This is a genomic window from Brevibacillus sp. BC25, from assembly GCF_000282075.1.
In the GTDB taxonomy this organism is placed as follows: Bacteria; Bacillota; Bacilli; order Brevibacillales; family Brevibacillaceae; genus Brevibacillus.
On sequence record NZ_AKIX01000081.1, the window covers coordinates 1 to 15,733 of the forward strand.

Below are 15,733 nucleotides of genomic sequence, written 5' to 3' on the forward strand. Positions count from 1 at the left end.
TTCCCCCAGCCAGTAACAGCTTGGCTACTTCCCCTTGCTGGCAGCCGCTCAGTGCAACGAGGCCGTCTGTATGCTTTGTTAGCACCTCTTTGTTGAGACGCGGAAGAATGTAGTTGCCGTCTGTATTCGCGATTGTCGCCAGCTTCAGGAGATTCCGGTAGCCCATTTCGTTTTCAGCGAGAACGATCAGATGACTAGGCGGCGGTGCATTTCGCACGCGATCTTGAAGATTTCCTTCTATTACGTATATTTCCATTCCGATAATCGGTTGGATGCCTGCCTCCAGACAAGCTTTATAAAACGGGATCGCCCCGTACAGATTGGCATGGTCTGTCATAGCCAGTGCGTGCATGCCCAATTCGCTGGCTCGCTTCACTAGCTCATCGATACGTGCTGCTCCGTCCAGCAGACTGTACTCCGTATGAACATGCAAATGGACAAAGGAGGTCATGATATTACCCCTCTCACTTTTCACGATTGAAACTTTCTCTCTTACATTATACCGGAAGTATAGCGCATACGGACGTTAAGAACAAATGTTCCCGCTTGTATTTGACCGTTCTCCCCTGATTTTGGTAGGATGATTAATACCAGAATGGCTAGAAAGGATGAATCCATATATGTGGCCTGCCTTTTACATGACCGGTGTTCTCGCTTCCCTGGTAGCCAGCGTCTACTATAGTATCCATGCGCGCAGACGAGGCGTCCATCCGCTTGAATCGCGTATGTTGCTAGGGAAAATGAATGTGTCATTGGGGATACTCGTTTCTTTGTTCGGCATCAATCAGTTTACTTTTGATTCTCTCGATACGATCCGCATTGTCGTTGCGCTGATCATGCTGATTGTAGGGGCTATGAATCTATTTTTGGGAACTCGCAATTATTTCCGTTATCGTACAGCTTGGCAGGCAGAATTGAAAAAAGGGGTATAAGTGTTCAAAAACCTCGATAAGAAAAAGGCATGGGAACAGCTTTGCGTTCCGCATGCCTTCTCATTTTTGGGAAAATGTTGACTGGAAATACTTTTCCTCTATTCCCAGCTGTTTATCATACAAACCTGATAGATCTCTCGCTATAATGAATTTGTGTGACATTCTATTGCTTCGACAACCTGAGCGGCAGTGCCGAAGGTTGTCCTTTTTTCTGTTCAATTCAGGAGGAAACGATTTCCTGCTATTGCAGGTCTTCGGGTTTTGCCCACATTTCCTCCGGGTTCAGCTCATAGATACCCTCTTCTCGATACATATAATGATTCATGATGAATTCCCGGCGAATCGTAGCATAATCCTCGTGGAATTGGCGAATGTATTCGTTGATCTCTTGTTCCTTGTATTTGCGGTCTTTTTCTAACCCACGGACCATGTATTCAAAGACGATCAGCTTTTTCTTACGCTGGGACGGAATTTGTTTCAGCTTGCCATCTGGCGTAATGAAGCTGCGAATGACCTGCATTTTTTCCGCTGCCATCTGGTGCCTCCTCTGAACATGTGAGTTGTCTTGCGCAAAAATGTCCTCTGCTGTCGAATCCTTTGCTTTTTCCATGACGTTCACGATTGCCTGCGACTGGCGCTTTACATTGGCTTCGTGCAGGTAAAAGTAAATGGTGTTTTTATCACGACGTTCGTAAACGACACCTGCTTCTCGAAGCTTTGTCATATGGTGGGTGATGGTGGGAGGTGTTACGCCGAGCTTGCCTGCCAACGCCTGTCCGTGCAGGGGACCATTTGCCAAAATCGCGAGAATGCGTACGCGCGTCGGGTCTCCGAGTGCTTTGTAAAAGGTGACGAGTTGGTTTAATTGCAAAAAGGGCGCTCCTTTCTTTATTTAATCGATCTGATTAGATGGCGTTCTAATTAGATGATAAATTGGATTTCTTTGCCTGTCAATTCGAGGGCGTTTAAAACACCTTAGCCGTTGCTGTTGGTGGCTGCGGAAAAAGGAGAAAACGCTCGAGCTTCTTGGGCCCCCTGCATAGGGGTCATTCCTGTACGGCTCCGTGGAAAAAGGGAAACCGCGTCCAAAGCAGTCCTCCCAGGGAGCATGTTCAGAGGTGGACGCTTAAAGGCGTGTTTCCCTTTTTCCACTGCGCCTCGGCTGGTGTCCCAAAGAGCCTCGCTTATTTCTCCTTTTTCCTTGAAGCGGCTGTTTACTTCGTTGTAGCTGGTTTTTCAGTGAATCAGGATGATTTTTACTTTCTGAAAAATACTTTCAAGACTCTTTTGCAAAAGCTGCGTAGAAGAAGCGCATTTCCAGTCCAAGCGCCTCTGGAGCCCATCTCAGCGTAGGGATAAATGGCGGGGAATTTCAGCTTCACTTATGGAATACTTCCTCGAAACTGCAACGTTTGAAGCGCTCCCGCCATTTATTCCGAAGCGGACAGTCCCAACCCACAGCGGGGCGGAGGCCGAAGCGTAGACTGGAAATGCGCTTCTTCCTTTCACCACGGCCGGAAATAAAAAAGAACAGTCGTAAAGAGACTGTTCCTTTCATTTAACGTTCAATAATTTGCGCAGTAATCATAGCCTGCCCCACGAGCTGATCGCCGTGGAATACGGATACTTCGACTTTTCCGAAGCGGCGGCTGATGTCCAATAGGCGCGGCTTAACTTCGATATGACTTTCCATCTGGACAGGCTTTAGGAAATAGACGGTAATATTTTCCGGTACCATGTCGCCTCGACGATGATGACGCAGCAGGTTACAAGCAGCCTCGACCATGACCGTCGTCATGATTCCGCTGGCAATCGTACCGAGATGGTTGGTCATTTGTGGGCTCACATCACCCAGATAGATCATCTCATCTGCTTGTCGCTCCTCACGGAAATGGGACATGATCAGATTCGGGAACGTTTCACTCATCTGTGGTTGCTTAGCTGTAAATTGCAGTGCTTTTAACACGTCGTTGCGGCTCAAGACTCCAACGAGCTTGCGATGGTTGTCTACGACAGGCAAAAGCTCGATTCCTTCCCACACCATGGTGTGCGCAGATGACGCTACGGATACCCGTGGCGAGGTCGTAATCGGGTTCTTGGTCATGACCTTATCGATCGTCGCAGTTTCCTCGTGACCGATGATGTCTTTAGAGGTAACAATTCCGATCAGGCGCATCTGCTCGTCAACGACGGGGAATCTCGTGTCCTGATACAGTTCCGTATACTGATGCCACTTGGCAACAGAATCTGATGTCAATAAGACAGGCGTTTCTGCAAGCGGCTTCAAAATATCCTCTACCATTACGATTTCCTTTTTGATGAGGCGATCGTAAATGGCCCGGTTAATCATCGATGCTACCGTAAAGGAATCGTAGCTGGAGGAGATGATTGGCAGTGCTAAGCGGTCAGCCAGCTGCTTGATTTCCTCGCTTGTATCGAATCCCCCGGTAATTAACACAGCAGCCCCTTGCTGCAAAGCGATTTTGTGCGCCTGATAGCGGTTACCGACAATCAAGAGACTTCCGGCATCGATATAGCGCATCATGGCTTCGAGCTGCATGGCTCCTATTACAAATTTATTCAAGGTCTTGTGTAAGCCTTCACGTCCGGCTTGCACATGACCATCGACGATGTTCACAACCTCCGCAAAGGTCAAACGTTCAATATTTTCCTTTTGCTTCTTCTCGATTCTCACCGTACCGACACGCTCAATCGTGCTGACGTATCCTTGTGTTTCCGCTTCCTTGATCGCGCGGTATGCAGTCCCTTCACTCACATCCAGGTCTTTCGCGATCTGCCGCACGGAAATCTTCGAACCGATCGGAAGGCGATCAATATGTTGCAAGATTTGTTCATGTTTCGTTGCCATATTGCTATTCCCCCTTCCTTTTCTCCCACCCGTTCCATGTACGTGCGCTCCTTCGACCAATATACCCGAAGGCGGGGCAAAAAAAAAGGGTAGCTTTTTCAAAAGCTACCGACCAGAAAGTATATCATTAAGGGGGTTTTCATCGTGCTTTTATCATACCCAAGGAATATTACAGGATTATTACAACACAGTTACAGTTTCTTTTCAGTTTTAGTACGTGTTCAAAAAGTCGGCTTTTCAGCACCGAGATAGTGGTGAGAACCTGAAAAAGGAGGAGCGGAGTGTAGGGAATCTACATGAGCACCGGACTTTGAAGGTGAACACCTCTTTCGATGTCGATCAGACTTTCATAACTACTACGTGATCAAAAGACGACTTTTTGAACTTCCTTTTTCTTAGCCGATGAAGTTTGCCAATAATCCTTGGATGAGCCCAATCATCCCGCCAAGGATAAATCCGAGCACGGTAATCATGCGGAATTCCTTGCCTGAGATCCCGACTACCATCTCTTCAATTCTTTCAATCGGGAAACCCTCTACTTGCCGGGTAACAATATCCCGGATGGTCAGGCGCGAAAATATTCTCTCTATGTTTTGTTGCAGCGTGTCCACCATCCACTTTGCCAAACGAGGAACGAGTTCCGTTGTCACCGTCTCAGAAAAAGGCGCTGTCAAACGAGACAGAGGCTCGTCCACGATCCGCAGGCTTTGCTCCTCCAACTTGGCAAAAAGCTTCCGCGCCCAGTCGTCCACTTGATCTCGCCCAATCCAGGCAACCACTTCGCCCACATTTTTGTCCAAGAGCTTGTCCGCTTCCTTATGCAAAAAGTAATGCACGCGCTCCGAAAGCTCTCTGCTTTGCAAAAGCTCATCGAGATACGGGAGAATCTTGCCCAAAATCTTGTCATCCCCAAGAAACATCCCGACCAAGCCACCAAACATGCCCCCGCCTCCACCGAGCAATCCGCGAACCATGTTTTGCAAGGTTTGCTGGCCTTCCGGGGAATGTAAATATTCGCGGAAACGTTTCAAGAGCAGTTCGCTCACACTGCCAAGTGCAGCATCCAGACGCTCGCGTCCGTTGTCCGTAACCAACTCTCGCAGTTTTTTCTCTTCATATTGTGCCAGAACCTGTTCAACAAAAGTACCCCATTTCGCCTCGATAGGCGCGCGGACACCCTCACTCCACGTTCCGTCTTCCTTAAATAACTGTGGCATCACCGTGAGCAATGCTTGACGTAGACTACGCTCATCTGTCATCCAGTCGCGAGCGATGGTGTTCATCCATCCTGTCAGTGTGCTCTCCAAACCACTCTGGGTCAGCGCACGCTTGACCCCCTCTGTCGTCAGCAAATGTTCTTCGACGAGTCTGCCCATTTGTATCGCGATATCGTCCCGTCTTCTCGGAATCAATCCCGGAGTAAAAGGCACTTTCCATCTGCCTATATACCACGGTTTTACTGGTTTAAATAGCATTCGGATGGCTAAATCATTCGTCACTCCACCGATGACAGAGCCTATTGCCATATTCACTAATAGTATCCAAGCGTTCATAAATCCTAACAACCTCTCTTCTCTACATGGCACCAAACGTTTTGGATGCTCATACCATAGACTAACTTTGCCTGATGGGAAGGGGATACTCATGTCCTACGTTCCAACAATCGTTGTTGAAAACGAGATAATATCGGAAGTAGACCTTAACCTGCCCCAGGCGCACTTGCGCAAATGGAATCTTTCAACACCGTCCACCCTTGCAGTTCAATTTGGGAGCAAAACCGTTTCCGCACGCGTAGGCAGTTGGGAACGGGGAGGCAAAACCTCGGGTAAAACCTTCATACGACCATCTTTAGCTCAATCACTTTATCTGCCCAGGGGCGTTCCACTCTTAGTCCGTTATGATGCGAGTCAGAAAACAATCGTTTTCGGACCGTATGTAGGTGTTCTTGTTTCGACCTACAATGCAGCGTTCTCGCAAGCACCGTTTGGACACCTAAACTCTTTCTTCCAGGAGATGTCTGATATCACCCGTAAACGCGGAGGTATCCTTTGTGTATTTCGGCTTCAGGATGTCAACTGGGATGCGGGAATCGTGCGCGGCATCGTTAGAAGAGGAGGCGTCTGGAGACAAACCTTACTTCCGCTTCCGCAATGCATTTACAACCGGCTCGTATCCCGCCAACGCGAACGAAGTGAACAGATGGCCAACTGGGTTCAACGCTGCAAGGACGCTTCCATTCCCTTTTTTAACGAGCGTTTTTTGAATAAGTGGCATGTACACGCCGCTCTTGAGAATCAACCAACAGCCTCCGAACATCTTCCTAGTATGGTTCGTTATTTGAAACAGGAAGACCTGCGGCAAATGCTATCTACGTATCGCACCGTTTATGCAAAACCAGCTAACGGCAGCATGGGGCGCGGGATCATTCGAGTTCGCAGTTCGCCCGAGGGATATCAGCTCGCGTTCCCCGGAGGATTGCGCAAATCATTTGCTAGCATTCAGGGCTTACATCAGTATTTGCAAAAAAGAACAAAAGGCACATCCTATTTGCTGCAACAAGGATTACAGTTAATCGGCATCCAAGGACGACCGACAGATTTTCGTGTATTGGTACAAAAAGACCGAAAAGGCGAATGGTCCATCACTTCCATGGTAGCTCGACTGGGATTAAACCACATTGTTTCCAATATAGCCAGAGGCGGGCAAATGATGACTCCCCTTCAGGCGCTGCGAGTTTGTGGACCACGGGCGAGCGCGATTCGACCATCCCCTCAAACGTTACGCGCAGTAGCACTTAAGCTTGCGATCCTTTTAGAAGAATCACTGCCTGGGCAGTACGCAGAATTCGGAATTGATCTGGGAGTCGATGTCCATGGACGGGTGTGGCTATTGGAGGTCAACAGCAAGCCATCCAAGACAGCCAAAACAGTTCCGTTGCCTGAGGGTGCCGAAGAGCTGCCTCGGCGTGCTCGCCCTTCTGTCATTCGCATGCTGGATTATTCCGCCTTTCTAAGTGGTTTTCCCCGGACCATTCAACCACAAAAGACGATAAAAAGAAGACCGAAGCGCAACAAAAACAGGCGAAGGTGACCTACATGACAGCATCCGAGAGAAGTCTTGGCATCATGGCCCGGTGCCAAGGCTCCCACTTTGTAGACAAAGGGTACTACAAAAAGCTTACGCTCTATGGACGCAAGCACGGCATTCGCGTCTTCGTTTTTTCACCACGTCAGGTTAACTTTTCCACCCGAATGGTAAAAGGCTACGAATATCGCAATGGGTCCTGGCACGCGAAAGACTTCCCAATCCCCGCCTTTATCTATGATCGCTGCTTTGTGGGCCCATCTTATCGCCACTATAAACCATTTGTGGAAAAGTTGCAAAACGATCGCAACATTACGTTTTTGGGGCATGGTCTGTCTGGAAAATGGCAGGTGCACCAGATGCTCGTTAAGTCCCCTCTCCTCGCCCCGCTGCTCCCGCCTACTGAAATATTCTCATATCCTGTGCTCCATGCAACCTTGCAAAAATACGGGGCAGCCATCATCAAGCCGATGGCGGGAACTCACGGTATTGGCGTCGTGAGAATCAAAGAAATGCGCAGTGGCTATGAAGCTTCTGGACGAAACCGAGACAATAAGCCTTTCACCAGGCGAATTCGTGACACTGCCGGATTAAAAAGTTTTGTATCTGTCTTTACTGCCGGCCGTAATTTCCTGGTACAGCCCTATTTGGAGTTGCATACCCCGAATGGTACCCCATTCGATGTCCGTGTTCTGGTTCAAAAAAACGGGCTGGGTAAATGGGGGACGACTGGCAAAGCTGTGCGACTGGGAGACAAACGCAGTATCACCTCCAATTTGCACGGAGGAGGGAAAGCAACACCTCTGACCTCTTTCCTGCCCCTTCACTTCACATCTGCAAAAGCGGCACGCATCGAGCAAACAATCAACCGAGTGGCAGAAGAACTTCCCCGTTTTTTGGAAGAGTCACACGGCAGACTCGTTGAGCTGGGAATCGATATTGGCATCGACACCGCAGGTAATGTCTGGATCATCGAGGTAAACAGCAGGCCAGGGCGAACCGTTTTTCGCATGATTGACGACCCGACTGCACAACTGCATTCGATTACTCAGCCTGTTCGCTACGCCCACTATCTCATGAAAGAGCGTGTAGGAGGTTAAAGCATGGAAACGTTCAGAATGCGGCTTCGCTTCCTTTCCAACCCCCGTATCAGTGGGATTATCCTGCCAGCTACTCTCTTCCAACAGCTACAGCTACGGCAACGCCAAAAAATTAAAGTCTTACTGGGTAAAAAGGAAGTAGTCGCAACTGTCTTACAAGATAAACGCAATCCGGATACGAACGTCATGAAAGTGACGACACTCTTGCAAACGGAGCTGGGCATTCCCCACCCTGGTTTGATCCAGCTCAAACTAGAAGGATCCGCACTCCGGATCGGTCCTTCAATCGGGATCGTTACGACTGGCATAAGACGAGATCCCAAGCAGCCAATTGGCCCTCGCACCTCGTTTTTTTACAATCTGTTACAAGCTCAAGAAGGGAAAGGCGTTTTCTACTATATATTTTCCCCAACTGATGTGGACTGGGAATCTAATACGGTCAAAGCGTGGTTTTTGCGCAGAAGCAAGTCAGGCGGCTACTTTTGGAAAAAGCATGTTACCGCCATGCCCGATGTCGTCTATGATCGTATTCCCTCCCGTTCAGCAGAAAAACATGAAGCCGTCCAGGAATTCAAGTATCGCCTCGCCAGTTACCCCAATTTACCAATGTTCAATCAGGGCTTTTTCAACAAATGGGGCGTGCACCAACTGCTGTATCCGAATCCAGAAGTGAATGAGCATATCCCGGAGACTTATACCTCTCCTTCCCTTACAACGGTTCGAGACTTGCTGCGTAAATACCCTATCGTTTATTTGAAGCCCAAAAATGGAAGTCTCGGGTACGGTATTGTCAAAGTGGTTCGCCAGGCAGGCGGTGGCTTTACTGCCTCCTATCATACAGGCAGCGGCAATGTAAAAAAACAATTTTCCAAGCTGTCCAGCCTTTATCAGCATGTCTTCCGCAGTCGTCGCGTCAGTGCGTATCTGGCACAACAGGGCATTTCGCTCATGACATTCCATGGACGACCGTTTGATTTCCGTGTTCACTTGCATAAAAATCAGCAAAACGAGTGGGTCGTCTCCTGCACGGCAGCCAAGGTTGCCGGTTCTGGCAGCGTAACTACCCACGTACGCACGGGTGGAACTGTCATCCCCGGCGATGACCTGTTGCAGCACCTGTTTGGCAAACAAAAACCCCTCATGACTCAGCGCATTTCTGACGCGTCGATCCGACTCGCTACCGCAATCGAACTGGCAAAAGGGATTGATTTAGGAGAATTGGGGCTGGACATGGGGATTGATACGCAAGGCCATGTCTGGATGTTCGAAGCGAATTCCAAGCCTGGCCGTTCTATATTCAAGCACGCCCGACTCAGGGAGGCTGATCACGAATCACGCAAGTTGCTCGTCGATTATAGCTGTTACTTGGCCAATTTCTAGTCGCACGCGATCTGTACCGTTTTTCAGGAAGGAGGAACACCATGCTTCAGCAGCGCTCCGGGTGGCTGACGATCCTCCCTAGCGGTAGATGGTTCGTACAGTTACCTCGGCTAGTCCTTAAACGCTCGCCAAAGCCACTGGTCGCCAGTCTCGGTCCCTTTTCTCATACGAAACGGATATACGCTGGTTTACCCCGCGTGCAAGCAAGCCGTATTCGTACACGCATTAACTGGAAAATGGCGGACGACTCCCTGAAGCTTGGCCCATTATTTGGCATATTGACCGTTGGTGAAGGGGCAACATTTTTAGGAAATCGCGAGAACTTCAAGGATATTACTCAATCGGGAAAGCAATGGGGTGCACTCGTATATGTGTTCACTCCGCAAGGAATCAATTGGGAGAAGAAAAAGGTGCGCGGCTATTTGTACAACAATCGTCTAAACACGTGGCAAGAGGTGATTCTACCTTTCCCCCATGTGGTTTACAACCGAATTCCGACGAGAAAAGCAGAACGGCGACCTGAAGTCCGAAGAGCATTGAACCGCATTCATGAGATGCCAAATGTCACATTGTTTAATCGTGCCTTTTTTGACAAGCAACAGCTTTTTACGATGCTTGAATCCCACCTGGAAGTGCAAGATTTTCTACCGGATACGAAAAAGCTGGACACCTTGGCTCGCTTTCGAAGCTTTTGCACTGAACATCGCTTTGTCTACTTGAAACCTGTGCGCGGTAGAGCTGGTCAGGGAATTATGCGCATTGATTTCAAAAACGATAAGTGGTTCCTGCAACGGTTAAAGGAGCAAAAGGCCATTACTCGCCGCTTTTCCAATTTGAATGACGTATGGAAGCATATTAGACTCCATGTCAAACAGCAGAAGTACATCATGCAGCAAGGTATCCGTCGTGCCCGTTACAACGGCAAACCTTTTGATGTGCGTGTCCTCGTACAGAAAGATGGTGAGGGCGAATGGAGCGTAACCGGGGTTGGTATCAGAAGGTCTGGCTCGCAAAGCATCACCACTCATGTGCCACGCGGCGGCTCGATCCACTCGTTATCAACCGTTACGCAAGCCTTGTTTACTAATAATCACGAGCAAATGGAAAGACACATTCACGATACGTCACTCGCCATCGCACGATCATTAAATGCAGAATGGACGGATTTGGCTGAGATGTCGATGGACCTTGGCTTGACAGAAGAAGGAAAGCTCTGGCTCTTTGAAGCGAATGCAAAGCCGGAGAAATTCGATGAACCATCGATTCGAAGCTTATCGTTAGCGAATTTGATCCACTACGCACAGCATGTCTCCCACTTGCAAAGCAAGCGAGGGAATGCCGCAGGATAAGGGAGTCGAACAGCACTAGCTGATTCACAGACGACCTTGGTGCGATTTGCCCGTCAGGAAGGGGAACGGCGCATCACCCAACGAACGACTGGCTGACGCGATTGACCCCCAGGCTGTTGGCTCATAATGGGTCAATCCTTCCTGATTGTAGATAAACGCTACCGCAATAGGTGAATCGGCATGCTGGCTGTACGTGCGGGTAGCACTGAACAATGAGGCAAGTCACACATTTTGATCTAAAGGAACATGCCGTTTAGACTCCGGCATGTTTTTTTCGTTATCGGATGCATGACCTGATCAACCTTGGAAAAAATACTCCATGGAGGTGGTCTTAACCATGACCCATATACTTAACAATATGATGCAATCCCAACAACAACCGCAATTTTTTGGAGCAATGAGCCCTGCAGGTGCTATGTTCCAACAAGGATTCGCCGGAACAAACGTACAAGAAGTGCAGCATTGGAATCACGGCGGTCATGCCCAATCCATCGGAACTCCTTCATTGGGTATGTCCTCCGGTGGGGCACAATCGATTTTCTCCCCAGGTTTTGCAAATACCAATGTCCAGGAAGTAAGACAGCTCAATCAGACTGGCTATCCTCAACAACAACAACAACAGCAATATGGCTATGGGCAAAATCAAGCGCTTCAGTCCATGCAAAATCAATTCGCAGGCTATGCACAAGGCCCGCAAGCTGGCTACATGCAGGCACAGCCTTCTTATCAGCAATCGGTTGGACAAGGCTCCATTTTCTCTCCGGGCTTTGCCGGCACAAATGTTCAAGAGGTTCAAGCCCGCAATCAAGTTGGCTATAGCGGCTACGGAGGACAAGCTGGCTATACGAATCAAGCAGCGTATCCACCAGCGATGACTGGCAGTATTTTTGCGCCTGGCTTTGCCAATACCAATGTCCAGGAAGTTCGCCAGTTGAATAACACTGGCTATGGCATGCAAGCGCAACAAGGTCAGCAGCTGCAACCTCAGCTGCAGCCACAGGCATATGCCAATCAGGCGTACAGCAATCAGGCTAGCGCAGGAGCACAATCGATCTTCTCTCCCGGCTTTGCAGGCACGAACACACAAGAGGTTCACCAATTGAACACCCCAGGCCAGATGGCTCCTCACACAGGCTCCATTTTCCCTGGCACTTTCTAAATGAGAAAAGCGTGACCATCCATCGCGACGGTCACGCTTTTTGTTATGAGTGATCGTTTAGCGATCTGCATTTTCCCAAATCGCCTGATACACGGCATGCAAATCTTGCAGACTCTCTTCATCCACTGTAAAAATGATGCTACCAAACACGTAGACATCCTTCTGCACGCAGGACCATCCATCCCCGGTTGGTTGAAACTGCGCCTCCACACACGCCTCCGTCTGATCCAGCAGTTGCCGTACCGCTACATGCTTTTCCAACGATGGTCGATATCTCTCCATCACTTGCACAAGGCGTTCATCCTGACTCGCCAGCCGATACAGGGCAAGCTCAATCTGGAGCCAGCAGGTCACATAAAAATGGAACTCCAAAAATAACGTGTGTACGGCTGCACGGATTTTGTCGTGGTCACCAGCTGCCAAGGCTGCACGTGCTTCCTGCTTTTTCTCCTGAATCAGGTCAAAATGACTGGCTGCTCCACGGTAAAACTTGCGCACCACGTTGTACAACATCTCTGGCGTACGCTGCGGAAGATTTCGATGTCGGTTTTGCACATCTAGCATGGCTTGTTCTCCTCTTTCCGACGCTCGTTTTCTTCTATTGTACAACAATGGTGCAGGCAGCCTACTCTTTCCCGTTTTTCCAGTAGTCATAAGCATGAATGGCAAGCCCCCAATAAGAGGAGTATCGATCCAGCGCTTTTGTCACCAGATCCAGCTGCCGATCCATTTCGCCCATGCCTTCCTCGTAAAAGGTGATCCCGTTCCCTTCGTGGCTCTCTTTCGTCTCCACGGCGACGACCAGCTTTTTCTGGAGGCTCTCTGCGTACTTCATCTGATTTTCAACCAAGCCGATAATGCCAGGAGCCCGATCACGAAAAGCCATCAAGGTCGTATGATCAAGCTGTTTGATCATCCAATGCGAAAACGGCAATTCGGGCTGACCTGGAGTCGGTGTCTTGTCCAGCCATGCAGCGAGATCGACGCTCGCTTCCAAGGAAGTCCCGTCCTTGGTCTCCTCGACAAATGCTTCGATGTTGCCCATCCACTGGCGCAAGACTGCCTCTTTATCCTCTCGCCAGACTGGAAGGACATACGGCTCGATATCTAAGTGAATGCCGTGAAATTGCTCTACAGTCGAAACAGATTCATTGTAGTCTTTCACCCAATTCACGAGCTTCATGATCTTGCTCCGATTTTCAGACATCGCCCAAATCGGATGACCGCCCATCGCATGAACCTCGATACCCGCCTCACGAGCCTCTCTCACGAATTCGCGATAATAGGAAGTCGGCTGCTCCAAATCAAGCCGAACATAGAGTAGATTCACCCCGTTTTGTTCCGCAAAGGAGAGAATTTCCTCCTTTTCCGTGCCAATCAATTCTGCACGCCATATGTAGGTACCTTTGTAACGTTGCTTCGTTACCGGGGGCAGTGGAGTCGCCTCCTTCCAGGAGCGATAATCGTGGATCGCGACACCAGAGAAGGACGGATGCTGTGCCAAATGTGCAGGCAATTGCTCTAATTGCTGTTTCATGAGAGCTGGGCCTTCCTCTGCAAAAGAAGCGTGGTCATCATCAAGCGGCTTCATATTTACAGCAACCAAGACACGCGTCTCTAATTCATCCGCTTCCTTCATTTCCTGATCAATCAAGTTCAGGATGCCGTTTTGACCGGAAAGTGTGTCACGATACGCCATGATACATACCGTATCAAACTGGCTGATCATCCATTTGGACAAGGACATCTCTTCTTGTCCCGGAACGGGAATATCGTCCAGCCAAAATGGAATGGCTGCACTGGCAACCAAATCCTGATCTTTTGACACCTCGGCTGTGAACGCCTGCACATTGGCTTGCCATTCACGGATAATCCGCTTTTGATCGTCCTCCCAAAACGGCAGGAGATACGGCTCGATGTCTAACTGAATCCCGCGAATTCGCTCATTCTTCGCCGCTTCACGGTTGTAGCTTTTTACCCAGTGGACGATATTCATCATTCGCTTTTCATTGCTTTTGAGTGCCCATGCCGGATGGCCAGCTACCGCGTGAACCTCGATTCCCATCTCAGTCGCTTCGCGGATAAAATCGCGGTAGTAATCATAGGGCTTGTTCATCTCAATTCGCAAGTAGACGAGATTAATATCGTTACTTTTGCAGAAATCGAGAATCTCTTGTTTCTCTCTCCCGATCATTTCGGATTGCCAGATCCACGTTGCTTTACTCTTCTTCTCCGCGGGGGAAAAGCCGAACAGAAAGCCGACCGTCAGGCAGAGAACACTCAAATAGATGCGCGCAGCTTTCATTCGTCAAAGTTGCTCCTCTCGTTGACTTGCGTGCTTCCAGCTCTCGTAATCATGGATCGCACTTCCCGCAAACGCCGGATTGTTTGACAGCTCCTCTTGTAAAATGGCCAACTGGTTGTTCATCTCTTCAGTGCCTTCTTCATAAAAGCTCACATGAGCGCCTTCCATCGTTTCCATGATGTTGACGCCTACGATAACCGACCCTTTTTTGTGTACATTGGCATCATCGACGATCTTTTCTACTATTTCGATGATCCCATTTTGCCCAAGGGCTTGATTGCGGTAGGCCATTAACGTAATACTGTCGAGTCGCTGTACCATCCAGTTGCTCACTTTCTCATCACTGCCAGGAACGTTTACGGAGTCGATCCAAAAAGGCAAGTCGGCACCGACAGCGAGATCCGTGTCCTTCTTCGTCTCTGCTGCCAGATAGCTGACATTTTTCAGCCATTGCCGGACGATTTCTGCCTGGTCTTCCTTCCATGCTGGCAACAAATACGGCTCGATATCAACGTGAATCCCCGAGAATCGTTCATCTGACTTGGCATTGCGATTGAACGCCTTCACCCAGGAGATGAGATCATCGATGCTCTGGCGATTCGCGGTTAACGCCCAATTTGGGTCACCGCCAAGCGCCTCTACCTTGATGCCTGCTTGGTTGGCTTTTTTAATGAAGGTACGATACGTCTGAGGCGCAACTGCTGCTGGTTCAACGTGAAGATAGATTAGGTTGATGTCGTTTTTCTCGGCAAACTCGATCATTTCATCGGTTTGGGTCTCCATTTGCTTGGCATCCCATATCCAGGTTGCTTTTGTCAGGGCGGAGCGGGTGTTTGCCAACGACAACATGATGATCGAAGCCACTGTCACAAGGAGCAGCGCTATCCAAAGCCAGCTATATCGACGAAATACCTGCATCAGTGCTGGTCGATACCGTACTGTTGTGTCGTCGCTCCCACTCCAGCAAAAGCCCGCTCACCAAACGTACTGCCGTCAACCGCTGAAAACGGTTGAATTCTCGTGTAATCCTCGATGCTCTTGTTTTTGATCAGCGCATGCGGCCCGATTTGGCAGCCTTCACCAATCTGTGTTTCGCCAAAAAGGCAGGTTCCCGGATAGAGCACCGTATCACGCCCGATCATTACGTCCGAATCGATGTATGTCGAGCTCGGGTCTATCATCGTAACTCCGTTTCGCATATGGAAATCGTTGATTCGCTTGCGCATTAGCTGTTCCAAATCAGCGAGCTGCACACGATCATTGACGCCATTGCCTTCTTCGGGATCATCCGTTGCAAACGCCGCTACCAAATGACCTTGCTCTTGCAAAAGCCCCAGAACGTCCGGCAAGTAAAACTCCCCTTGCGCGTTTTCATTTGAGACCATCGGCAGCATTGAAAACAGCTTTTGATTGTCGAAGCAAAAGATTCCGGTACTGATCTCATTCACCTTTTTTTGTCCCAAGGTCGCGTCTTTTTCCTCGATAATTTTTCGGACATCGCCGTTCTCGTCGCGAATGATCCTGCCATAGCCTGTAGGCTCGTCCACAATGGCGG

14 protein-coding genes and 1 pseudogene are annotated in these 15,733 nt (G+C 49.2%); 6 read left to right on the plus strand and 9 right to left on the minus strand.

All coding sequences use genetic code 11. The features are described from left to right. A partial coding sequence (locus PMI05_RS20850; protein ID WP_007725941.1) for a PHP domain-containing protein occupies positions 1-451 on the minus strand: 451 nt, incomplete at its 3' end. Positions 452-620: 169 nt separating this feature from the next. Here PMI05_RS20850 and PMI05_RS20855 point away from each other — a divergent pair. Then, on the plus strand, positions 621-932 hold the full coding sequence (locus PMI05_RS20855; RefSeq protein WP_007725942.1) for a YtpI family protein: 312 nt from the start codon (positions 621-623) through the stop codon (positions 930-932). 241 nt (positions 933-1,173) lie between these two features. On the opposite strand, the gene PMI05_RS20860 is transcribed toward PMI05_RS20855, so the two are convergent. The 3 genes from PMI05_RS20860 to PMI05_RS20875 all read right to left on the minus strand — a co-directional run bounded on the left by PMI05_RS20860 (position 1,174) and on the right by PMI05_RS20875 (position 5,354). Beyond that, entirely contained in the window at positions 1,174-1,803 is a 630-nt protein-coding gene (locus PMI05_RS20860) for a metalloregulator ArsR/SmtB family transcription factor (RefSeq protein ID WP_007725943.1), read from the minus strand. A 687-nt stretch (positions 1,804-2,490) separates the two neighbouring features. Then, entirely contained in the window at positions 2,491-3,801 is a 1,311-nt protein-coding gene (locus PMI05_RS20870) for a DRTGG domain-containing protein (protein ID WP_007725944.1), read from the minus strand. A 395-nt stretch (positions 3,802-4,196) separates the two neighbouring features. Next, positions 4,197-5,354 (minus strand): DUF445 domain-containing protein, encoded by a 1,158-nt coding sequence (locus PMI05_RS20875; protein WP_007725945.1) that lies wholly within the window; start codon positions 5,352-5,354, stop codon positions 4,197-4,199. A 91-nt stretch (positions 5,355-5,445) separates the two neighbouring features. Between PMI05_RS20875 and PMI05_RS20880 the strand changes: the two genes are divergently transcribed. The 4 genes from PMI05_RS20880 to PMI05_RS20895 are packed head-to-tail and all read left to right on the plus strand — an operon-like array spanning position 5,446 to position 10,714. Next, a complete protein-coding gene (locus PMI05_RS20880; protein ID WP_007725947.1) occupies positions 5,446-6,891 on the plus strand; it encodes a YheC/YheD family protein in 1,446 nt (481 codons plus the stop codon). Positions 6,892-6,896: 5 nt separating this feature from the next. After that, complete coding sequence (locus PMI05_RS20885) at positions 6,897-7,985, plus strand: YheC/YheD family protein (RefSeq protein WP_007725948.1); 1,089 nt, start codon at positions 6,897-6,899, stop codon at positions 7,983-7,985. A 3-nt stretch (positions 7,986-7,988) separates the two neighbouring features. Continuing rightward, positions 7,989-9,365 carry a YheC/YheD family protein gene (locus tag PMI05_RS20890; protein WP_007725950.1) on the plus strand — a complete coding sequence of 459 codons (1,377 nt, stop codon included), beginning with the start codon at positions 7,989-7,991 and terminating at the stop codon, positions 9,363-9,365. A gap of 41 nt (positions 9,366-9,406) precedes the next feature. Next, positions 9,407-10,714, plus strand: coding sequence for a YheC/YheD family protein (locus PMI05_RS20895; RefSeq protein ID WP_007725951.1), 1,308 nt, complete (start codon positions 9,407-9,409; stop codon positions 10,712-10,714). 24 nt (positions 10,715-10,738) lie between these two features. On the opposite strand, the gene PMI05_RS30765 is transcribed toward PMI05_RS20895, so the two are convergent. Beyond that, positions 10,739-10,927, minus strand: a complete 189-nt coding sequence (locus tag PMI05_RS30765; protein ID WP_157230928.1) for a hypothetical protein — start codon at positions 10,925-10,927, stop codon at positions 10,739-10,741. 124 nt (positions 10,928-11,051) lie between these two features. Between PMI05_RS30765 and PMI05_RS20900 the strand changes: the two genes are divergently transcribed. Further along, the gene (locus PMI05_RS20900) at positions 11,052-11,873 is read left to right on the plus strand and encodes a hypothetical protein (RefSeq protein ID WP_007725955.1); all 822 of its coding nucleotides are present in this window, start codon (positions 11,052-11,054) and stop codon (positions 11,871-11,873) included. 57 nt (positions 11,874-11,930) lie between these two features. Here PMI05_RS20900 and PMI05_RS20905 read toward each other — a convergent pair whose 3' ends face one another. From PMI05_RS20905 to PMI05_RS20920, 4 genes and pseudogenes are all read right to left on the minus strand, one after another. After that, positions 11,931-12,437, minus strand: coding sequence for a hypothetical protein (locus PMI05_RS20905; protein WP_007725956.1), 507 nt, complete (start codon positions 12,435-12,437; stop codon positions 11,931-11,933). Between the two features lie 61 nt (positions 12,438-12,498). Continuing rightward, positions 12,499-14,178, minus strand: coding sequence for an SGNH/GDSL hydrolase family protein (locus PMI05_RS20910; protein WP_007725957.1), 1,680 nt, complete (start codon positions 14,176-14,178; stop codon positions 12,499-12,501). A gap of 3 nt (positions 14,179-14,181) precedes the next feature. Beyond that, on the minus strand, positions 14,182-15,048 hold the full coding sequence (locus tag PMI05_RS20915; RefSeq protein ID WP_238543337.1) for a hypothetical protein: 867 nt from the start codon (positions 15,046-15,048) through the stop codon (positions 14,182-14,184). A 47-nt stretch (positions 15,049-15,095) separates the two neighbouring features. Beyond that, positions 15,096-15,733 (minus strand): annotated as a pseudogene (locus tag PMI05_RS20920) (UDP-N-acetylglucosamine diphosphorylase/glucosamine-1-phosphate N-acetyltransferase); the annotation flags it as partial.